Genomic DNA, 20,402 nt, shown 5'->3' on the forward strand with positions numbered 1-20,402 from the left:
CGGCGACGAACGCGGCTTCAACCTCCTCACCGCCCGCTGGCTGGCCTTGGGCGCGGCTGCAGGTGCCACCCTGTCGTTGCTGGCTGCCCAGTTGGGCGTGCAGGGTCCGTGGCAGGGCACCGGCCTGGTGCTGGCGTTCCTGGCCCTGTTCGGCAGCACCGCGATGGCGTTCGCCGAACATCGCCGCGAGCGCCAACTCAACGACCAGACCGATCTCAACCGCCGCGGTGCGGCCGAGATCAGCGCGCTGCAGCTGGAAATCGACCGCCACACCCTGCTCGAGGACGAGCTGACCAAGGCCAAGCAGGCGGCGGAGTCGGCGGTGATGGCCAAGGGCGAATTCCTCGCCACCATGAGCCACGAGATCCGCACGCCGCTCAACGGCATCGTGCCGATGCTGGACCTGTTGTCGCATTCGCGGCTGGCCCCGGACCAGCACGAGCTGCTGCGCACCGCCACCGCCTCAGCGCAGCAACTGCTGCGGATCGTCGACGACATCCTCGATTACTCCAAGCTGGAAGCCGACCGTCTGGATCTGGAAACCACCGGCTTCAACCTGCGCGAACTGATGCAGAGCGTGCTGACCCTGATGGAGCGTACCGCCGAGGCCAAGGGCCTGCGGCTGGTGCTCAACATCGATCCCTCGGTGCGCCTGCCGGTCCGCGGCGACCCGGTCCGGCTACGGCAGATCCTCAGCAACCTGATCAGCAATGCGGTCAAGTTCACCGAGCGCGGCAGCATCACCCTGCATGTCAAGCGCCTGCGCGAAACCGCCGCCCAGCACCAGTTGCGCTTCGAAGTGCAGGACACCGGCATCGGCATCGAGCCCGCCGCCCAGGAGAAGCTGTTCCGCGCCTTCACCCAGGCGGATGCCTCCACCACCCGCCTGTACGGCGGTACCGGCCTGGGCCTGGCGATCTGCCGGCGCATCGTGACCCTGATGGGTGGCCGCATCGGCCTGGAATCCGAAGTCGGTCATGGCTCGACCTTCTGGTTCGAGATCCCGCTGCTCAAGGTGCAGGGCGACATGCCCTCGCAGCCGGAGGAACTGCACGGCGGCCGCGTGTTGCTGATCACCACCGACCAGCGCGTGCGCATGCGCCTGACCCTGCTGCTGCCCAACTGGGGACTGCGGGTGACGGCGGTGGAGAACACCCACGACGCGCTGGAGCGCTTGCGCCAGGCGTCCTCGCAGGGCGAGCCGTGGTCGTATTCGGTGGTGTTGGCCGACCTCGGCAGTATCCGCAGCACCGCTGTGTCGCTGTCACGCAACATGGAGCGCAAGAACCAGTACGGCGACGCGCGCCTGGTCTATCTTCGTGGCGATGACGCCACCTCGCTTGACCTGCCGGTCTCGGCGATCGTGATCCCACGCAATGCCGAAGATGCCGACCTGCGTTCGGTGCTGTCGGCCTCCGGCGTGTCCTGGGCGCGCCACGACCAGCACCCGGCCCCCGCGGTCAAGGTGCCCGCACCAGATCCGGAACGCAAGGCGCGAATCCTGCTGGTCGAGGACAACCCGGTGAACCTGATGGTCGCGCAGCGCCTGCTGCAGGTTCTTGGTGCCGAATGCGACACCGCAGGCAACGGTCAGGTGGCGCTGGAAAAACTGGAAATCGGCGGTTTCGACATGGTGCTCATGGACTGCCAGATGCCGGTGCTGGATGGCTACAGCGCGACCCGTCGCTGGCGCGAGCTGGAACAGCAGCGCAACGCCGACCACCGGGTGCCGATCGTGGCGATGACCGCCAATGCGATGGCCGGCGACCGCCAGAAGTGCCTCGACGCCGGCATGGACGACTACCTGGCCAAGCCGGTCACCCGCAACGACCTGGAGCGCTGCATCGAACGCTGGCGCGGCGTCAGCCTGGCGGTGCCTGCCACCTTGCCGCCGATCGAACAGATCTCCGCCCGCTCTCCGTCGGTGATCAATGCCTCCGTGCTCGACGAATTGCGCGAAGTCCTCGGCGGCGAAGTCGACAAGATCGTTGCGGTCTACCTGGAAGACGCGCCACGCCTGATCGCCCAGCTGGAACGGGCTGCGGTCGGCAACGATCCGATCGCGCTGCGGGTGGCGGCGCACACGCTCAAGTCGTCCAGCGCGAATGTCGGCGCAACCACCCTGTCCGATGCCGCGCGCGATCTGGAACACGGCGCGCGCGACGGCACCCTGAGCCAGCCAGCCACCGCGGTGGCACGCATCGTCGGCGAATTCGCCCAGGTCCGCGCCGCGCTGCAATCGCAGCTCGACAAGGCCTGACGCGCCGCGCAATCAGCTCTTGTCGAGTTGCTGCGCCAGATAGTTGGCTTCGCCAATGCGCTCGATCAGCGACAACTGGGTCTCGATCCAGTCGACGTGCTCTTCCTCGGACACCAGGATGTCGGCGAACAGCTTGCGGCTGCCGTAGTCGTTGACGGTTTCGCAATGCGCAATCGCCTCGCGCAGCAACGGGATCGCCTCGAGTTCCAGGGCCAGATCGGCGCGCAGGACTTCCAGCGGGTTCTCGCCGATGCGCAGGCGGCCCAGCGCCTGGAAGTTCGGCAGGCCGTCGAGGAACAGAATGCGCTCGGACAGCGTGTCCGCGTGCTTCATCTCGTCGATCGACTCGTGGTACTCGTGTTCGGCCAGTTCCTTCAGCCCCCAGTTCTTCAGCATCTTGGCGTGCAGGAAGTACTGGTTGATGGCGGTCAGCTCGTTGTAGAGCGCCTTGTTGAGGAATTCGATGACCTTGGCGTCGCCCTTCATGGCTGCAATCCGTCTGCGTGGAGTGCGCGCAATTTAGCGCTTGCAGGCAGTCGATGACGGAACGCGAATCGTCCGCATCATGCCTCCCGTTGTTGCGGATCGGGTTGCCGCGGATACGGTCTTCTTGGATCCGTTGCTGCCGCACAACGCGCGGCGCAAGATTCGATCAGGCGGCCTGCGCCAGCATCGGCAGCGGCAAGGCGCGACGCGTGCGGTGTTCGTCGAGCAGATCGGTCGCCAGGCCGATGCAGGAGCCGCAGTTGGCACCGGCACCGGTGCGCATGGTCAATTCGGCGACCGAGGCACAGCCGGCATCCGCGGCATCGCGGACCTGCTGTTCGGTGACACCGTTGCAGATGCAGACGTACATCGCACCACTCGCAAGATCGATGACGCGATTTGATCTCAAACGCGAATGATTGTCAATCGTCGGAGCGGCGGGTATTCAGGCCGGGCCGCGGTAACGACAACCGGACGTGCAGGTCTCGTGCACCACGACCTCCGACAGCAAGGGCACCACCGGCTTCAGCCGCTCCCAGATCCACGTGGCCAGGCGCTCGCTGGTGGGTTGGACAGGCCATCGATATCGTTGAGGTAATGATGGTCCAGCTGGTCGTAGAACGGCTGGAACGCGGTCTTCAGCTCGGAAAAATCCATGATCCAGCCGAAGTGCGGGTCCGGCTCGCCGGAAACATGCAGCTCGATGCGGAACGAATGCCCGTGCACGCGCGCGCATTTGTGGCCTTCGGGCACATTGGGCAGCCGGTGCGCGGCCTCGATGGTAAAGACCTTGAAGATGTCCATGCCGGCATCCCACGTGGAAACGAAAAACCCCGCCAGGAGCGGGGTTGCGTGCTGCGCCGATGGTATGGGTGCTCCCGAATACCACCCGGAACATCCTGATTCAAAAGGATTTTTCCGAATTAGAACTTCGAGTTACCGCCAGACCTACCGTCAGCGCAACGAACCTTGACCGCTTGGCGGACGAGTGATTGTCGCATTTCAAACTCTTCGACGCGACGGGCTCGCATTGCCCTCCACACGAGCCGAGCGGCTCACTACTCATCTTGGTCAGCGATCCACTAACGATTCTTTCCGGCGACCGCTCCCCAAAAGCACGCCGAACGTTTCCCGCACGTATGTCTGGATACCAGGATTCCGGCCCTCGCTTGACCCGGCGACGTTGAGCACTTGGATGTGACGCTGTTGTAAGGTCCCCTCGAGGACCTCTGCAGCGCGCGTCGGCGTGTACTGGCTCGTGTCGATCACAAGGCACGGCTTACCCAACCGCTCGCACTGGGCGAAAGTCAGAGCGCTGCCTCCGACAGGCTCCCCAGGACTGAAGATCACCGTCCCATCGCTGTCTTGGATGTTCCGAATGGTTCGCTTGCGATACCCGGCACCAGGCAACGCCTCCACGGGGTACCGCGGGTCGATGGGCCCGTCCTCCGCCTTCCGACCATCCGGACACCAGCCGCCACAAGGAAAGCCTGCTTCGAGCGCAGCATCCAAAGCGCCGCGATCTGCCCCCGTTTGCCCGCCGCTGATGATCCTTTGGAGCGTCATAAGTCCCGAACTGCTTCGTATCCGTGCCGCCCGCGTGTCCGAGCGCGCATCGTGCGGCGTTGACGATCACCAAGCGTCCGCTTTCGGCCGCGGACTCAACGAAAGCGCTGTTCACAGCCAGCGGAGAGAGGCTCGACTGGTCCAATGTACCTTGGCCTGGCTCTGATCAACTGCGCACAAGATGAGCAACGCCAATTAATTCATTCATCCAAGGCTGGTGTAGTCAGCACAGCCGCGAATCCTCCGTACTGGGTACGCATGTTGGTTGTCTGGCCCTGGTAAAGCCTGGCAGCGAACAACAGCGCCCCCGATTCCGCTGCAAAGCAGCGTACGTCTGCCTTGAGCGATGAACCCCCATGCACGATTCGCACCCCGGGTGGTGCGAAGGCCTGAGCTACGTATGGCGTCGAAACCATCGTGTCCCAGACTCTTCGGGTCAGCTTGGAGCCACGGTAGCTTCCGCGGCTGCCAAACCCGGCTGCCGGTTTGAAGAAATATCCATCGCGGTCATCCCACAGCACGTCCCGGTTTTCGGAGGTGACCTCGACAGTGGTCGGAATCACTTGTGCGAGCCGCTGCGCCAACGCGGGGTCAACTCCCCAACTACCCAGCATATGAGCGTCGCCAAGCAGGATCAGGTTGCGCTTGTCTGCGAGTAGGGCGTGCGCCCTGGGGTGCGGAGTGAGCGCGATCGCGCGTGCCAGATAAGCGTGACGCAGTGGCTCAACCACTGGCTCGGCGAGCGCAAAGTCGGTCAGTCGGTTGTAGACGGCGTCGATCCGTCCATCCGCGTCTTCCAGTCCATTCGGCCCGAACATGAGGGCGTTGGGTGCGCGAATAACGCTGTCGACGCCCCGATCCTTGAATGCCGCGGCATAGAGCTCGAACTCCGGATACAGGAATTGTTCCTTGGGGCGATATCCACGATAGCCACGCGTGTCGGCATCCGCCCCAACTGCGTACGGGCATCGTCCAGCCACGCCGCCACCGAGGCGTCACGCGCCCGTGCTCCGCTTGTCCAAGGCGCCCAGGCCGTCGGCGCGCAGGACTGAACGGCATCAACCAAGAGCGTATTGAGCAAGAGCCCGCCCGGATTGGTGTTGATTTCGATCAGCCGCGGGCCGGCAACGGTGAGATGGAAGTCCAGCCCCAGCACCCCACCACTTGAGCCGGGGTCATGCAGGGCAATGCTGGGTGCCCAGCGCAGGACGTGTTCGGCGTACTTCCGATTGCGCGCGATCTCGAACACGGCTTGCGCAACTGCACCCATGAGGTCCAGTGAAGTCCGATGCACAAACAGCGCATAGGGCGAGAACAGGTGCGCATGCAACCCCGGGTCCTGGGTTGTGGCCCCGGGAGCACTGATGCCTAATGATTCACGGACGTGGCCAACGTCCACCAAGGCACACGCGCAAAGCCGGTTCAGTTCCTCGGGATCCTTGGTATTGCAGATGACATCACAGGAGTCCGCTCCTTCCACCATTGGAGTCCCCCGTTGCATTCAAGGGCGAGCCGAGGCCCTGGGTGCTAGAAATGTTAGCGGCGGCGGGCGCGCCGGCAAGACCTTTCGAGCCTGTCCCACTCTAACGCTTCATTCACCAAGCAGGACGGCGCCGTGTCGTACCCTGTCACCATGCCGCGCACTGCCCTACGCCTGCTTTTGGCCTTTTGTCTGATCCTCAATGGGATCGGCAACGCCATGGCCGCAGTGGCAATGCCAGCCATGCTGGATGCGCCCGCGCATGTTGCCATGTCGATGGCTGAAGCTTCTCCGCAGCTCGCCAGCGCGTGCGACCACGCCACAGACAACGGAGCAAGTCGCTCGGCACCGGTAGAGCTCCCCCCATCGGCAACCCAGCACCCTGCCGACTGTGACAGAGACTGCTGCGCGCAAGGCTCATGCACTTGCCCGTGCATGCAGATAGGGCAAGCGGCCCTTCTCGACTTGTCAGTGTTAACCGCAGTGCCGGGCCGCGCCGCAATGGCTACTACCTTGCCCGTCGGCCATGCCACACCTGCGCTGCTCAACTTCATTCGACCTCCCATCGGCTAAGTGACCTCAGGCGCTGCGGCGCCGTTTGCCTTGCATGAGCCTTTTTGCCATGCCGGAGCTGCCTTGTACTCAAGGCCGTCACTGAACCATGTGGAGTAGTCATGTCATTCAAATATCCCGGCGTGTCGCCGGGCATCGCCATGCCGTCGCGGCGGCGCTTCGTCCAGGGCTTGGCCGCGGGAGGTGCTGTCGCCGGCTTGGGCCTATGGCCACAGACGGGCTGGGCACAGCAGTCGCGGAAGATGCCGGTGCTGCGAGGAACCGAGCTCGACCTCAGCGTCGGCGAGACCCTGGTCAACTACACCGGGCAAACCCGCCCTGCCGTGACCATCAACGGCACGCTGCCCGGTCCGCTGCTGCGCTGGAAGGAAGGCACCACGGTTACCTTGCGCGTGCGCAACGACCTGCCGCGCGGATCCATCCATGGCCCGGACACGTCGATCCACTGGCATGGCCTCGTGCTGCCCGCGAACATGGACGGCGTGCCGGGGATGAGCTTCGATGGCATCCGCCCGGACGAGAGCTACCTCTACCGCTTTGACGTCAAACAGGCCGGCACCTACTGGTACCACAGCCACTCCGGTTTCCAGGAACAGGGCGGCATGTACGGGCCGCTCGTGATCGACCCGGCCGGGCCGGACCCCATCGCCAGCGACCGAGATTTCGTGGTGATGCTGTCCGACTGGACCGACATGGATCCGGCGAAGTTGTTCGCGCGGCTCAAGAAGATGGCCAGCCACGACAACGTCTACCAGCGCACCGTCGGCGATTTCATGCGCGATGCCGAGCGCAAGGGCCTTCCTGCCACCGTGGCCGACCGCAAGATGTGGGGGCAGATGCGCATGACCCCCACGGACCTGTCCGACGTCAACGGGCAGACCTACACATACCTGCTCAACGGGACCACATCGCTAGGCAATTGGACCGGCGTGTTCGTCCCCGGTGACAAGGTGCGCCTGCGCTTGATCAATGGCTCGGCGATGACCTATTTCGATGTGCGCATCCCCGGACTGAAACTGACCGTGGTCGCCGCCGACGGCCAGCCGGTGCATCCGGTCACGGTGGATGAGCTTCGGATTGGTGCCGCAGAAACGTACGACGTCATCGTGCAGCCCGGCGGACAGGACGCCTACACCGTCTTCGCCCAGGACAGCGCGCGCACGGGATATGTCAGCGGCACCCTCGCTGTGCGCGAGGGTCTGCGCGCACCGATCCCCCCTCTGGATCCCCGCCCGATCATGAGCATGGCCGACATGGGCCATGGCGACATGCATGCGGGCCACGACATGGATGCGATGGCGTCCTCGCAACCCGCTGCCGCCGCGGCTCCGCATGCGGGTCACGCGATGCCGGGCACTCCGCCGCCGTCATCCCCCTCCGCAGATCCCCACGCAGGCCACGCCATGGCCACAGGCGCAGGCGCAGGCGCGATGGTCGGCATGGACCATGGCGCCGGTGGCATGCAAACGCACCCGGCAAGCGAGACCAACAACCCGCTGGTGGACATGCAGACCATGTCGCCCACGCCGAAGCTGGATGATCCCGGGATCGGCCTGCGCGACAACGGCCGTCGCGTGCTGACCTACGCAGACCTCAGGAGCACCTTCGCAGACCCGGACGGCCGCGAGCCGGGCCGCACGGTTGAGCTGCACCTGACCGGGCACATGGAGAAGTTCGCGTGGTCGTTCGACGGGCTCAAGTTCGCCCAGGCAGAACCACTGCGCATGACCTATGGCGAGCGCCTGCGCATCGTGCTGGTCAACGACACCATGATGAGCCACCCCATCCACCTGCACGGGATGTGGAGCGACGTGGAAGACGCCGACGGCAATTTCCAGGTGCGCAAGCACACCGTGGACATGCCGCCGGGAAGCAAGCGAAGTTATCGCGTGCGCGCCGATGCGCTGGGGCGCTGGGCCTACCACTGCCATCTGTTCTTCCACATGGAATCCGGCATGTTCCGGGAAGTGCGGGTGGAGGAATGAACGCCATGCGCCTGATTCTTCCGATTGGGATTGTCTTCGCGATCGCTGCGCCGTCACCGGCTCGCGCCCAGCACGAGGGGCATGCGATGACGCCCACGAAGCCAGCTGCCACGACCACCGAACAGAAGCCGCCTCCCGCGAAGCCTGCTGAAACACCGAGGCCACCTGCGGCCAAGGCCCCTGCCAAAGCAACGCAACCCGTTCGCAAGACCGCGACGCCGGAGGCAGCGCCTGCCGCAGTGGATCATTCCACGATGGACCATTCGAAAATGGAAGGAATGGATCACTCGAAGATGGAGTCCCCCGTGATGACGGGCATGGACCATTCCAAGATGGAGGACATGGATCACTCGAAGATGGAGGACATGGATCACTCGAAGATGGAGGGCATGGACCACTCGAACATGGAAGGCATGGACCATTCGAAGATAGATCACGCGCCTTCCACGTCCGTCACGCCAATTCCGCTCGTAACCCAAGCCGACCGCGAGGCCGCTTTCCCCGCGGTGCACACGCACCACGAACACGGCACCAGCACCAACAGCTACTGGCTGCTGGACCGTCTGGAGGTTTCCGACGCCGATGACGGCACCGCGCTGGGATGGGAAGCATTGGGCTGGATCGGTGGCGACATCCAGCGTGTCTGGCTGCGCAGCGAGGGCGAGTCCGTCGATGGCCGCATCGAACACGGCGATGTTGAAGTGCTGTATGGCCGCAGCGTGCGGGCGTGGTGGGACGTGTTGGCCGGGGTGCGTCAGGAAGTGGGCGAAGGCCCTTCGCGCACCTGGGCAGCGTTCGGTGTGCAGGGGCTGGCGCCTTACAAGTTCGAGGTGGCGGCCACCGCCTACATCGGCCAGGGCGGTCGCACGGCGCTGCGTGCGGAAGCCGAGTACGACACCTTGCTGACCAACCGCCTGATCCTGCAGTGGCGGGCGGAGGCAAATGCTCATGGCAAGGCAGATCCACTGGCGGGTATTGGCGCCGGTCTCTCGACAGTCGAGTTTGGTGCCCGACTGCGGTTCGAGGTCACACGTCAGTTCGCGCCCTACATCGGCCTCGAGCACGACCGCGCCTTTGGCGACACCGCCGACTTTCGTCGCAACGCGGGGCACGGCGCAGCGGACACCCGCGTGGTGGCCGGCGTGCGCGTGTGGTTCTGACCCGCTCCCACGCTGCCTGCACCTCACACAACTTCATCAAACCCGAGGAACGTCACATGCGCTTCGAGTCCCGATCAATTCCGTTCAACGTGCTGTTGGCTGTCGGCTGCACACTGATGGCGACGTCCTGCCAAGCCGACCCTGGGGGCATCGCTTCGGCGCCCGACCAGAACAAGCCCATCTCCACGCATGCGCCGACGACAAAGAAATTGTCCGCAACGCCCGCGACATCCACGCCCACGGCAGCCTTGGCCGCTGCCGACGTGCTCCCCCCCGTGCTGGTGCACAAGAGTGCGAGCTGTGGTTGCTGCGGCGCCTGGGTCGATCACCTGCGCGGGGCCGGCTTTACCGTTCGCGTCAACGAGACCGAAGACCTGAACCCCATCAAGGAGCGGCTCGGCGTGCCCGATGGAAAGGGCTCGTGCCATACCGCGGAGGTCGGGGGCTACATGGTGGAAGGCCACGTGCCTGCGGACGACATCAAGCGCCTGCTCGTCGAACGTCCGAAGGGGAAGGGCTTGGTGCTGCCAGGGATGCCGATCGGGTCGCCTGGCATGGAGGTTCCGGATGGCACGGTGCAGCCCTACACGGTGGAGCTGGTGGCACCGGACGGCCGAAGCCATCCATTTGCTCGGCACGGTCGCTGACGCTTGACTCTGGACCTTGGTGAAGGGTGCACAGTCCCACTCACCGGCACATTTCACAGGTGAACCCATGAAGATCGGCGAACTGGCAAAGCGGGCCGATGTCCCCATCGACACGGTGCGCTACTACGAGCGCGAGGGCTTGATTCCACCGCCGATCCGGCGGGCTTCCGGCTACCGGGACTACGTGGACGCGGACGTGGATCGGCTGCGTTTCATGCGTCGCGCCAAGGGCCTCGGGTTCACCTTGCACGAGATCCGCGACCTGCTGAGCCTGACTGCCATGTCCGGGGACGATATGGCCGCACTGAATGCACAGACCCAGGCGAAGCTGCGAGACGTGGAGGAAAGAATCCACTCACTCACCCGCATCCGTGAGGCCCTGAAAAGCCTGGTCACTGCCTGTCCCGGGCACGGCGCACTGGACCGCTGCCCGATCCTTGCAGCCCTGTCGGAGGACCGCACATGAGCACTCATGACCACGCTGCTGGCAATCCGACGCGCGATCCCGTCTGCGGCATGACCGTAGACCCGGTGACTGCAAAGGGTGGTTCCGCAATCCATGCTGGCAACTCATACCACTTCTGCAGCACCGGCTGCCGCGAGAAATTCATCGCCAACCCGCTGCACTACCTCGACCGGACAGCCGCGACGAATGGCGAGGCCTCGGCTCCTGTCGCGCACGTGGCTGCCCCGGCAATCGATGCCACCTACACCTGCCCGATGCATCCCGAGATCCGCCAGCAGGGGCCGGGCACCTGCCCGATCTGCGGAATGGCACTTGAGCCGGAGATGCCCAGCCTGGACGAGGAGGAGAACCCGGAACTGCGCGATTTCAGTCGTCGCTTCTGGTGGACCCTTCCGCTGAGCGTGGTGGTCCTGCTTCTCGCAATGTTCGGCCATTCCCTGCCCGCATTGCCCACCGCCACACGCACGTGGATCGAGTTAGCCCTGACCACGCCCGTGGTGCTGTGGGCGGGCTGGCCGTTCTTCGTTCGCTGCCTGCAATCCATCCGCAACCGCAGCCCGAACATGTGGACGCTGATCGGCATCGGCGTGGCGGCGGCGTTCGGCTATAGCGTGGTCGCCACTTTGGCGCCAGGTCTGTTTCCCGATTCCTTCCGTGACCACGGACGCGTGGGCGTGTACTTCGAGGCCGCCGCGGTGATCGTCTCGCTGACCTTGCTCGGCCAGTTGCTTGAATTGCGTGCCCGCTCGAAGACCAGTGCCGCGATCAAGGCGCTGCTGGGACTGGCACCCAAGACTGCGCGACGGGTCAACGATGACGGAACGGAGGAGGACATCCCACTGGACCACGTGCACGTGGGCCACTTGCTGCGAGTGCGGCCCGGCGAAAAAGTGCCGGTCGATGGCAGCGTGGTCGAGGGCCGTTCGAGCGTCGACGAATCCATGCTGACCGGTGAAGCAATGCCGGTCGGCAAGGGCGTGGGCGATACCGTCATTGGCGCCACCCAGAACGGCACCGGCGCCCTGCTGATCCGTGCCGACCAGGTGGGTTCGTCCACCGTGCTCTCGCGCATCGTGCAACTGGTGGCGCAAGCGCAGCGCTCGCGCGCGCCAATGCAGCGCATGGCCGACAAGGTCGCCTATTGGTTCGTGCTGGCAGTGCTCGCCTCCGCGGTCGCGACCTTCTTCGCCTGGGGCCTGTGGGGGCCGCAACCCTCCTGGACCTGGGCGGTGCTCAATGCAGTGTCGGTGTTGATCATCGCCTGCCCGTGCGCACTGGGGCTGGCTACGCCGATGTCGATCATGGTCGCCACTGGTCGCGCCGCGCAGGCTGGCGTGCTGTTCCGCGATGCCGAAGCAATCGAACGCTTCCGCACGCTGGATACGCTGGTGGTGGACAAGACCGGGACCCTGACCGAGGGCAAACCGAGCTTCCGCACGGTGATCGGCGCGGCCGGAAACGATCCCGCTGAAGTCCTGCGTTTGGGCGCGAGCCTGGACCAGGGCAGCGAACATCCGCTAGCCGAAACCATCGTCGCCGAAGCCCGCCAACGCGCAATTGGTCTGTCGACGGTGCAGGACTTCGATTCGGTCACCGGGTCGGGCGTCCGCGGCACGGTCGACGGGCGTGCGCTGTTGCTCGGCAACCGTGCATTGATGGACGTCAACAACATCGACGTGGCCTCGCTCACCGCAGAAGCCGAAGGCCTGCGCGCCGATGGCGCCAGCGTGATGTTCCTCGCCGGCGATGGCCAGTTGTTGGGGCTGCTGGCGGTGGCCGATCCGATCAAGGTTTCGGCAAAACCCACAATCGCCGCGCTGCAGGCCAGCGGACTGCGCGTGGTGATGGCGACCGGCGACGGCGCGACCACCGCGCAAGCCGTGGCGCGCGCGCTTGGCATCGAAGAAGTCCACGGTGAGGTGAAGCCGGAAGACAAGGCCGCGCTGGTCAAGCGCTTGCAGTCGGAGGGCCACAAGGTCGCGATGGCCGGGGATGGCATCAACGATGCGCCTGCGCTGGCGAGCGCCGATGTCGGTATCGCCATGGGAACCGGCACCGACGTGGCCATGTCCAGCGCCCAGGTAACGCTGGTGAAGGGCGACCTGCGCGGCATCCTGCGTGCCCGCGCACTGTCCGAGGCCACTGTGCGCAACATGCGCCAGAACCTCGTCTTCGCCTTCCTCTACAACGCCATTGGCGTCCCCATCGCAGCCGGCCTGCTATACCCGGTGTTCGGCCTGCTGCTCAGCCCGATGATCGCCGCCCTGGCGATGAGCCTGAGTTCGGTATCAGTCGTCGGCAATGCCCTGCGACTGGCCAAGACACGCCTTCCAGAAGACGCCTCCCCCGAGAGCCCGGGCCCAGCGCCAACCCCCCACAGGCTCGCTCCACAGGAGTTCCAACATGAACGTTAAAACTTCGATCGCCCTCGCCGCGACCCTGCTGCTGGCATCCAACGCCCACGCCGGTCCTCAAACCGCGTCTAAGCCGATGGACCACAGCAAGATGAAAATGGACCACGCGTCCATGCAGATGCCGGCGACGCCCGAGGCGCGGGCCAAGATGGCAAACACGATGTTCGACAAGATCGACACCAACAAGAACGGCAGCCTCAGCCGCGCCGAGTTTGTCGAGCACCACCGAACAATGTCGATGGAGCATGGCGGCATGCACATGGATCACGGCAAAAACGCCATGAAGCACGATGGCAAAGAGCATCACGCCATGGATCACGCCGGGCACGCGCCGTCCGCAGCGAGCACTACCTACCAGAAACTGGATAGCAACAAGGACGGCAAGCTGTCCAAGGCGGAGATGGCCAAGCATCCGATGGCGGCGCACTTCGCCATGCTCGATGCCGACAAGAATGGCTATCTAAGCTCCAAGGAAGCGGCGGCCCACGGTCTGTAACGCCTGAACTCAGCGGGCGGTGCCAAACACCGTCCGCCCCATGCAAAGTGGGCCTATGGAATAGCACACCTCGAAGGGACATAAGCCCCCTAGGACGGTGTGGAAGACTTGCCCTCATAAGCGGCTAAGGGTGCCATTAGTTTGGGCGAGGATGATCGCCCTCCGCGGCTTACCCTTTCGAAGCGCCTCTATGTCCGCTTTGGGTCGAAAGCGGACACCCCGGTTGACGCGCGTCGGACGTCGCAGCAGTTTTGTAGGATTCCCGCAACACAACTGCTGACTACGCAGAGGCGGAAGGTAGCTACACCTGCCCAGCCCGTTCCAATAGCGACTCGATCGTCCACATGCCATAGCCGCTGAAGATCACGTATTCGAACTCCGCATCGCCTGAAACATGTTCATGCTGCCCACGCGCAGCATCGTGCTGTCGAAGTCGAAGCCGTGGAACGTATCATGGTTGAAACGTTTCGCCGATTTCTTGTCAGCGTAGATTTCCTGCTGGTGGTGCGTATTGAGGTATTCGCTGGCGGCGACCAGGAAGCCCGCCGTGCCACAGGCTGGATCGCAGATGGTGTCTGACGGCTTTGGCGCCATCATGTCGACCATCAGCTTGATGATGTGGCGAGGAGTCCGGAACTGGCCATTGCGTCCGGCTGAGGCGATCTTGCCCAGCATGTACTCGTACAGGTCGCCCTTGGTGTCGCGGTCCTCCATCTGGATCGCGTCGAGCATGTCCACCACTTTGGCCAGCAGCGCCGGATTCGGAATGGTGAAGCGCGCATCTTTCATGTGGGTTGCGTAGGTCGAATCTTCCGCACCGAGGTTCTTGATGAAGGGGAACACCTTATTGGCCACAACGTCGTACATGGTGGCCGCGTCACCCATCTGCTTGAACACCGACCAGCGCAGCTTCTGCTGCTTGCTGTTAAAGATCGGATCCTCGACCTCGCGCTTCAAGCGGTTGGCTTTCTTTTCCTTGACGGTTTCGAGTTCGTCCAGCCGCTTGATGAAGAGTACGTAGGTCATCTGTTCGATGACTTCTAGGGGATTCGAGATGCCGCCTGCCGCGAAGGCGTTCCAGATGGCGTCGACTTGGCTCTTTATGGTGCCGGTGATCACGTGATTTCGGTCTCTTGGTTCATTGGGTTACTGGCCACCAGCAACCCGGGCTTAAACAAGGCTGGCAAACTCGCTGGCGGTGACTTCTTGAGTACCGGCAAGCATGTCCGAAGATAATTGGCGCTTGGTAGTCAGCAGGGTAGCGAGCCGTTGCTCGAATGACTCGAATCCGCTGCCGACCACGGTGGGGCAGTCGACATACACATCCCGGACTTGGCCAATTCGGTAGGCCCGGTCGGTGGCTTGGTCTTCCTTGGCCGGATTCCATGGACGGGTGAAGTGGATGACATGGTTAGCCGCCTGGATGTTCACCCCGAAGCCAACCGCTGTCGTCGACAGAATGATCACCCCAAAACCCGGTGCCTGCTGGAAGCGGTCGATCAGACGTTGCCTCGAGGTGTCACTGCCCGCGCGGACCTCGGTACTTCCGTTGATGACCTGCGCGTGGTAACCAAACCGCTGCGCGATCGACTTTTGCACAATCCGCTGGATATCGCGGAACTCCGTAAACACGATGGCCTTTTCACCAGCCGACTGGATGTGAGCAAGCCGCTCGAGCAGCCATCGTAGCTTGGGCGACGCTTGCAGGTGCTCGGTGATCGGCCGGCTTTCATGGTCCGCGTGCGCGACTGCCATTGGATTGGCACAGATCATCCGGAGGCGATGCAACAGTTGAAGAATGGCGTTGCCAGCGGAACGAGGGTCCGCCTCCTTGACCCGGTGGTACTCCTGGACCGCGCTTGCGTACAGGCGCGATTGCAAAGGGGACATGGCCAGCGCATTGCCGGAGGGCTCCGCTCCCTGCTCAATCTTCCGTGGCAGGTCTCTGCTGACATCCGCCTTCATTCGGCGGAGAACCCATGGCTGGATTGCCTGCCGCAACGTAGCGACTAGCGCCTGCCTGTCGGCCTCCTCACCTTCAATGCCCGTACGGAAGGTTTTTGTGAAGTCGTTGAGGGAACGCAGGTAGCCTGGTTGGAAGAAGTCGAATAGGCACCACAGATCCGCCAGCGAGTTCTCCACTGGCGTGCCGGTGCAGGCAATCCGGAAGTCCGCCCGAAGCGCCTTCGCAGCCTGGGTGACGAATGCAGCGGGATTCTTGATTTTTTGTGCTTCGTCGCAGACCACGATGCCCCAGCCAACGCGCGCCAGCGAGAACTCGTAGTCACGCAGGGTTTCGTAGGTCGTCAGCACAACCTTTCGGCCACGCTCAAAGCCCGGGCGCAACAACTTTCGTACGCCGAGCTCGACGAGCTCGGGGTCCAGTGAAGACGCGGTCAAGCGGCACGCGGATAGCTCAGGCCCGTAGAGACTGAGAACGTCTCCATCTGTCCAATCGAGGAACTTGCGGATCTCCTCCTTCCAGTTTTCCAGGAGCGACACCGGCGCGACGACAAGGCACGGTGCGGCATCCTCAGATCGCTCGACGTGCCATGCAATGAGGCAAAGGGATTGCAGCGTCTTGCCCAGACCCATGTCGTCAGCCAGAAGGCAGCCTGAAACACCTGAAGCGCGCGCACCATACCGATTCTGCAGCCAGGCAACGCCTTCATCCTGGTGCGGTAGCAGCGACACGCCAGGGCGGACGGCATTCGCTCGCACCAAGTCGCCCACGGCATCACCGCTCCACTCGACTGCCCCCTTCTCATAGTCGAGCTGTTCGATGTTGTGGAATATCTCAAGCGTCGCGTGCTTGTTCCGAGTCTGCGCATCACTCGTCTGGCCTGGGTGCCTACCGGCGCCAATGGCGATATCAGCCCGCGTGAAGGCGTCGATCACACTGCGGGCTTGCTCGATCGGGAGCGGCAGCCCAAGGCCGGGGACAACGACTTCCTCGTTGCCTTCACGCTCCGCGGCAGCAACGGCCTCTTCTAATCCCCGAAGATTTTCGGGAGAGAGATCCTGCGTGCTAACCGCCCCCGTATGGGGATCCACCGTCACAAGTCCGTGAGTGACGTTGTCAGGTAGCCAACCGCCGCTCTGATCTCTCCTTCTAACTGTGGGGACGACCTGCACTTTCGCTTCGGCGATCCCAATCACGCGACGGCTGTACGCACTCAAGTCCAGTAATTCAGCCAGGGTAATCGTGCCCGCAGGGACGGCAGCGGTTGCAAGCCACTTGGCAATTTCGGCCAGTGCAACATCGGTCGTCGGGCTTAGTTCGATTTCGAAACCGTCCCAATTGAAGAGCGGCAGCGCCTTGGCACGCGACAGACCAGAGGCCTGCAGCAGCGACTGTGCTGTCTCAATGTCCAAAGGCTCGGTAACTGTGGCTTCGTCCGGGTGCAGCGAGATGAGTTCGATGTGCGGAGGAGAGCCGGGATGCAAGACGCAGCGTAGGCGATACGGCAGCAACCCTGTGTCCTGCCTTGCCTGCGTCAACGCCTCTTCATCCAAGGCCGCATGGGCGTCCTCGCCAAGGACTGCATAGGGATTGTGGACAAACATGCGCGCATCGGCCGACGCCAATCGTCTGCCAGGCCACTTCTTGACCGCGGACAAGACTGCGGTGACCGCAGGGGTAGGAACGACCTGGACAAGGCTGCCGTCGGGTTCGGTGATGTCATACCGTGGTCTGACCGAGTCATAGCGGTCGAAAGCCGCCAGAAAACCCTCGGGTGCACCGCGAGGAGTGGGGATGGCCTCGATCACCGGGATATCACCAACATCCACTCGCATGAGTTCGATACCGACCTTTTCACTCGTGACAACGCGCGTTCTCTCAAGGAAATCATCGAGCCTTCCATCGGCGCGGCGGGCCATCTTCTGGATACGCCCCAACACAGCAAGACGGCCGCTCGGGCCGAGCGTTGAGCCTTCGCGCCGCAGCGTATCGATTTCTTGAATAAGCGCCCAAGTTGGCGCGGAGACGAGCCAGACCTCATCAGGCGTCTGAATGGCTGCACCGACTCTCTGCAATGTTCGTTGCCCAGACATCGCGGTCCACCAAGCGGTGATGAAGACCGCGAAATCCTCTTCTGAGGGCGTGCCCAAGCTCTCAAGACACGGCACCCACTTGCCGACGGCAGGCAACTGCAGCAGGGCCACACTTGATGCGTGACTCTCTTCTTCCAAGAGCTGGTAGACCGCGTCCCACGAAACGGCAATGACTTCGCCCGTCTCGCTTGCGAAACCTTCACTTATAAGCTGCTCGAGGTAAGCCGCCCTTGCCTGATCGATGGCGGAAAGGTTGCCCGGCTCTGTCCACCAATTCGGCTGGTCGCCTGAAGACCGATACTGGACACCTGAAGAGGTAAGCAAGGGCTGGATGCCAGTCTCAGGCTTGGACCAAGTTAGCTTCATGGCAAGTAGTACCCGTTCTTGATGGCTTTGTAGCGAAGCCCTAGCGCCAAGAGTTCTGTGTGTAGCAATGCGCGAACCCTGGGATAAACCCAAAGCGCGCCCCCTTTATCCCGATGGTCAACAATCTCCACATTCATATCGCGAAGTGAGCGCATCAAAAATTCCTCGCGGGCATTCCGAAGAATCTCGTCTGGCGACCCAACTGCTGCTTGTGGTGTCCTCGCGTCAAAATTGGTTTGCGACGCAACTCGTGTGACTGACCCTGTCTGCGTTGGGGATGGCAGCGGCGGCGCGACAGGCTGTGCAGGCGCGCCAGATTGCGTAGCCGTTGCTTGTTGTCGGCTCGCTGGGCGGCTCGCCTGACTATCAGGAAAGACGCCCTTAGCTCGAAGCTCAGCTAGGAACTTTTCTTCCCATGACAAGTGTCCGTCCATGTGCGTCAACCAGCTCGAAGCCGTCACCCTTTGCTTCAAGTCAAGAATCGAATAGTCACGGCGGCCCAAATTGATGTTGGCCCCTGACACTGGATAGCCATAGCAGGCGTTGCCTGTCTCTGAGAACTCTACGAATACCCAGCCACCGATCTGCATCAGAATTGCATTGTTCGATGCGGGGCCCGACGTAAGGTTTCCAATACGGTCCTTCTTCTTTGCAATGAAGTCCCTTACATCCGTATTACGGCTGTAGCGAATCTCCCCTCCCAGCAAAATCTGGGTGTAGTCCATCTGTCCCGTGAAGCGGAGCCAGAATTTCAGTCGTCGTTGATCGACCTGGGCGTGCCCCCGGCAGACCTGATAGAAATCTTCCAGATCCTCCTGTGCAAGCCAGCCGCACACCATTTGCTTGGCAGCAGTGCCAGCCAACTCCCAGAGATTGTTTGTACGGAGTTGCGGGCTCCGCCATGACTCCAAGGCGAACTGGAGGAGCTCAGGATGTCGTGAATGGTTCTCGCACTGTGCGTAGCGGGCAAGCACGGCGGCGAGGATGTCGTTCAGTGACCCTGGAATACGGCCAGGCAAACGCAAGAGGTAAGGGATCTTGGAACGAAAGGCCGTGTCGGTCAGGCCTTCCAGACCCGCTCTCATTGTTTTGACCAGCTCCGTCCAGAACCAACTTCCTGGAGGCACATCGGTGTTGGCACGAAGGTCATCTAGTAGCTCTGTCCCCTCGTCGATCATTTCTTCCATGTAGGCACGGCAGGGCGAGGTTCCCAATAGGGATTCGTGCCTGCCTAACGCTTCCCACCAAAGGGGTGGCCTTAGCCAAGACTCTGCAAGCGACTTAGCGGCTTGGGACAAGAGGCGACGCAGTCGTTCTGCGCCCGGACCTGGCGCAGCTTGCAGGAACGAGCGGAACAAGCCCCTCCAGTGCATGGGAGACATACGCCCATCTTGGGCTTGAGCCTCCCACCGCCCTAACAAGGCCGCTCCTGGAACAGAGTCGAGAACCGAGAGCCCCCCCAATGCGCGAGTAGGGCGAGAAAATCCATGGGCAAGGAAAAGGAGCTGTCGTTTGGATGGTGTCCGGCCACGACTGAGGGCAACCACTGCTGCCTCTAGCCGGTCTGGAGTCGCAATTCCTGCCTTGCCACCGCCATATCGCTCCCGAACAGCTTGGACCACTCGGCGCAGCTCACGGGGCTCCGCAATTTGGCACGTACCCGTTGCAAGCTCCTGCAATTGTCGGGACAGCGCACTTTCGATGCCTTGTGCAAAACTCATTGCAGCATGCACCGATCTTCAGTCGGTGAACGGAATTTTGGTCGGTCATTACCCAGACCACCAGGTTCATCCAAGCCGTAGAACTGAAGTCTCAGTTCGACCCGTCGACTTTCATCCTTGTTTTCCTTGGCGTTGTTGAAGGAAACACCTCCCGCCAGGAAAAGGTCTCGCACGCGCTGCAGTTGTTGAGGCGAAAGATCAAGTTGCATGTTCTTCGTTGGGTCGAGCAGCATGCACATGACCCACTCCGATCGACGGAGGCTCAGGTCGAGGTTGTAAAGATAGGAGCCATCGGTATCGGTGAAGCCCTCGATGATGATCTGCTTGAGCCACTTTCGGCCCAACTCGCCGTCGGCCGACTTCAGCACCACTGGCACCAGATCAGCCAATGACGCGCCAACCTCCGGGGGCAGGTGGTAGTCGTTGTGTGCGAAACGCCCTGCTTCGCCGAAGCTGATTCGGTTGTCGGCACAGTCCACGCGGATATGCGGATGTGTGTTGAAGGCCTCTCCAAGCTCTTTGCACATCTCCCGAATCTCTTCGGCGCGAACCACTTCTTTCGCCTTCTCCTGCTGCACGTCGCGCGTTATCGCCACCATGGTGACAGCCATTGCCGCCAGGAACAGCGTCATCATTGCGGTCATGAGGTCGGCATAGGAGATCCAGAATGGCTTTTCGCCATCCGATTTCCCTCGCGATCGCTTCCGGTTGATGGTCCCGAGCATA

General features: G+C 62.7%; 17 protein-coding genes and 1 pseudogene. 8 read left to right on the plus strand and 10 right to left on the minus strand.

Annotated features, from left to right (window positions below):
* The first annotated feature begins 46 nt into the window (after positions 1 to 46).
* On the plus strand, positions 47 to 2,260 hold the full coding sequence (locus H9L16_RS03015) for an ATP-binding protein (RefSeq protein ID WP_425507250.1): 2,214 nt from the start codon (positions 47 to 49) through the stop codon (positions 2,258 to 2,260).
* A gap of 12 nt (positions 2,261 to 2,272) precedes the next feature.
* Here the strand turns inward: H9L16_RS03015 and bfr are convergent, their stop codons facing one another.
* From bfr to H9L16_RS16085, 6 genes and pseudogenes are all read right to left on the minus strand, one after another.
* A complete protein-coding gene (gene bfr / locus H9L16_RS03020; protein ID WP_187553122.1) occupies positions 2,273 to 2,746 on the minus strand; it encodes a bacterioferritin in 474 nt (157 codons plus the stop codon).
* A 166-nt stretch (positions 2,747 to 2,912) separates the two neighbouring features.
* Positions 2,913 to 3,116, minus strand: coding sequence for a (2Fe-2S)-binding protein (locus H9L16_RS03025; RefSeq protein WP_187553123.1), 204 nt, complete (start codon positions 3,114 to 3,116; stop codon positions 2,913 to 2,915).
* Positions 3,117 to 3,191: 75 nt separating this feature from the next.
* Positions 3,192 to 3,550, minus strand: a pseudogene (gene queD / locus H9L16_RS03030) (6-carboxytetrahydropterin synthase QueD).
* A gap of 267 nt (positions 3,551 to 3,817) precedes the next feature.
* Positions 3,818 to 4,312 (minus strand): putative molybdenum carrier protein, encoded by a 495-nt coding sequence (locus H9L16_RS16475; RefSeq protein ID WP_187553124.1) that lies wholly within the window; start codon positions 4,310 to 4,312, stop codon positions 3,818 to 3,820.
* Between the two features lie 200 nt (positions 4,313 to 4,512).
* Positions 4,513 to 5,130 carry a hypothetical protein gene (locus H9L16_RS16080; RefSeq protein WP_233449404.1) on the minus strand — a complete coding sequence of 206 codons (618 nt, stop codon included), beginning with the start codon at positions 5,128 to 5,130 and terminating at the stop codon, positions 4,513 to 4,515.
* Positions 5,067 to 5,642 (minus strand): hypothetical protein, encoded by a 576-nt coding sequence (locus tag H9L16_RS16085; protein WP_233449405.1) that lies wholly within the window; start codon positions 5,640 to 5,642, stop codon positions 5,067 to 5,069. The genes H9L16_RS16080 and H9L16_RS16085 overlap by 64 nt, the downstream gene beginning before the upstream one ends.
* Positions 5,643 to 6,011: 369 nt before the next feature.
* Here H9L16_RS16085 and H9L16_RS16480 point away from each other — a divergent pair, with 369 nt between their 5' ends.
* The 7 genes from H9L16_RS16480 to H9L16_RS03075 all read left to right on the plus strand — a co-directional run bounded on the left by H9L16_RS16480 (position 6,012) and on the right by H9L16_RS03075 (position 13,533).
* Positions 6,012 to 6,365 (plus strand): CopL family metal-binding regulatory protein, encoded by a 354-nt coding sequence (locus H9L16_RS16480; RefSeq protein ID WP_425507251.1) that lies wholly within the window; start codon positions 6,012 to 6,014, stop codon positions 6,363 to 6,365.
* A 101-nt stretch (positions 6,366 to 6,466) separates the two neighbouring features.
* Positions 6,467 to 8,350, plus strand: a complete 1,884-nt coding sequence (locus H9L16_RS03050) for a copper resistance system multicopper oxidase (protein ID WP_223158166.1) — start codon at positions 6,467 to 6,469, stop codon at positions 8,348 to 8,350.
* A complete protein-coding gene (locus tag H9L16_RS03055; RefSeq protein WP_187553126.1) occupies positions 8,347 to 9,510 on the plus strand; it encodes a copper resistance protein B in 1,164 nt (387 codons plus the stop codon). The genes H9L16_RS03050 and H9L16_RS03055 overlap by 4 nt, the downstream gene beginning before the upstream one ends.
* 56 nt (positions 9,511 to 9,566) lie before the next feature.
* Positions 9,567 to 10,157, plus strand: a complete 591-nt coding sequence (locus H9L16_RS03060; RefSeq protein ID WP_229796526.1) for a DUF411 domain-containing protein — start codon at positions 9,567 to 9,569, stop codon at positions 10,155 to 10,157.
* Between the two features lie 67 nt (positions 10,158 to 10,224).
* Complete coding sequence (locus H9L16_RS03065) at positions 10,225 to 10,623, plus strand: heavy metal-responsive transcriptional regulator (protein ID WP_187553127.1); 399 nt, start codon at positions 10,225 to 10,227, stop codon at positions 10,621 to 10,623.
* Entirely contained in the window at positions 10,620 to 13,037 is a 2,418-nt protein-coding gene (locus tag H9L16_RS03070; protein ID WP_187553128.1) for a heavy metal translocating P-type ATPase, read from the plus strand. The genes H9L16_RS03065 and H9L16_RS03070 overlap by 4 nt, the downstream gene beginning before the upstream one ends.
* Positions 13,027 to 13,533, plus strand: coding sequence for an EF-hand domain-containing protein (locus H9L16_RS03075; RefSeq protein WP_187553129.1), 507 nt, complete (start codon positions 13,027 to 13,029; stop codon positions 13,531 to 13,533). The genes H9L16_RS03070 and H9L16_RS03075 overlap by 11 nt, the downstream gene beginning before the upstream one ends.
* 363 nt (positions 13,534 to 13,896) lie before the next feature.
* Here H9L16_RS03075 and H9L16_RS03080 read toward each other — a convergent pair whose 3' ends face one another.
* Genes H9L16_RS03080 through H9L16_RS03095 form a run of 4 tightly spaced genes read right to left on the minus strand, consistent with a single transcriptional unit; the run spans position 13,897 to position 20,401 of the window.
* Positions 13,897 to 14,652 (minus strand): type I restriction-modification system subunit M, encoded by a 756-nt coding sequence (locus H9L16_RS03080; RefSeq protein WP_229796527.1) that lies wholly within the window; start codon positions 14,650 to 14,652, stop codon positions 13,897 to 13,899.
* Between the two features lie 51 nt (positions 14,653 to 14,703).
* Positions 14,704 to 17,955 (minus strand): DEAD/DEAH box helicase, encoded by a 3,252-nt coding sequence (locus tag H9L16_RS03085; RefSeq protein ID WP_187553130.1) that lies wholly within the window; start codon positions 17,953 to 17,955, stop codon positions 14,704 to 14,706.
* Positions 17,952 to 19,676 carry an EH signature domain-containing protein gene (locus H9L16_RS03090; protein ID WP_187553131.1) on the minus strand — a complete coding sequence of 575 codons (1,725 nt, stop codon included), beginning with the start codon at positions 19,674 to 19,676 and terminating at the stop codon, positions 17,952 to 17,954. Before H9L16_RS03090 ends, H9L16_RS03085 begins: the two co-directional genes overlap by 4 nt.
* Entirely contained in the window at positions 19,673 to 20,401 is a 729-nt protein-coding gene (locus H9L16_RS03095; protein ID WP_187553132.1) for a flagellar motor protein MotB, read from the minus strand. Before H9L16_RS03095 ends, H9L16_RS03090 begins: the two co-directional genes overlap by 4 nt.
* Position 20,402 lies beyond the last annotated feature (1 nt).

It is taken from the genome of Thermomonas carbonis, assembly GCF_014396975.1.
Classification (GTDB): domain Bacteria; phylum Pseudomonadota; class Gammaproteobacteria; order Xanthomonadales; family Xanthomonadaceae; genus Thermomonas; species Thermomonas carbonis.

What these genes read in the sequence shown, in the direction of transcription:
- bfr (WP_187553122.1), bottom strand. Translation starts at nt 2,746, where the DNA reads ATGAAGGGCGACGCCAAGGTCATCGAATTCCTCAACAAGGCGCTCTAC.
- H9L16_RS03025 (WP_187553123.1), bottom strand. Translation starts at nt 3,116, where the DNA reads ATGTACGTCTGCATCTGCAACGGTGTCACCGAACAGCAGGTCCGCGAT.
- H9L16_RS16475 (WP_187553124.1), bottom strand. Translation starts at nt 4,312, where the DNA reads ATGACGCTCCAAAGGATCATCAGCGGCGGGCAAACGGGGGCAGATCGC.
- H9L16_RS16080 (WP_233449404.1), bottom strand. Translation starts at nt 5,130, where the DNA reads ATGTTCGGGCCGAATGGACTGGAAGACGCGGATGGACGGATCGACGCC.
- H9L16_RS16480 (WP_425507251.1), top strand. Translation starts at nt 6,012, where the DNA reads ATGGCCGCAGTGGCAATGCCAGCCATGCTGGATGCGCCCGCGCATGTT.
- H9L16_RS03050 (WP_223158166.1), top strand. Translation starts at nt 6,467, where the DNA reads ATGTCATTCAAATATCCCGGCGTGTCGCCGGGCATCGCCATGCCGTCG.
- H9L16_RS03055 (WP_187553126.1), top strand. Translation starts at nt 8,347, where the DNA reads ATGAACGCCATGCGCCTGATTCTTCCGATTGGGATTGTCTTCGCGATC.
- H9L16_RS03060 (WP_229796526.1), top strand. Translation starts at nt 9,567, where the DNA reads ATGCGCTTCGAGTCCCGATCAATTCCGTTCAACGTGCTGTTGGCTGTC.
- H9L16_RS03065 (WP_187553127.1), top strand. Translation starts at nt 10,225, where the DNA reads ATGAAGATCGGCGAACTGGCAAAGCGGGCCGATGTCCCCATCGACACG.
- H9L16_RS03070 (WP_187553128.1), top strand. Translation starts at nt 10,620, where the DNA reads ATGAGCACTCATGACCACGCTGCTGGCAATCCGACGCGCGATCCCGTC.
- H9L16_RS03075 (WP_187553129.1), top strand. Translation starts at nt 13,027, where the DNA reads ATGAACGTTAAAACTTCGATCGCCCTCGCCGCGACCCTGCTGCTGGCA.
- H9L16_RS03085 (WP_187553130.1), bottom strand. Translation starts at nt 17,955, where the DNA reads ATGAAGCTAACTTGGTCCAAGCCTGAGACTGGCATCCAGCCCTTGCTT.
- H9L16_RS03090 (WP_187553131.1), bottom strand. Translation starts at nt 19,676, where the DNA reads ATGAGTTTTGCACAAGGCATCGAAAGTGCGCTGTCCCGACAATTGCAG.
- H9L16_RS03095 (WP_187553132.1), bottom strand. Translation starts at nt 20,401, where the DNA reads ATGCTCGGGACCATCAACCGGAAGCGATCGCGAGGGAAATCGGATGGC.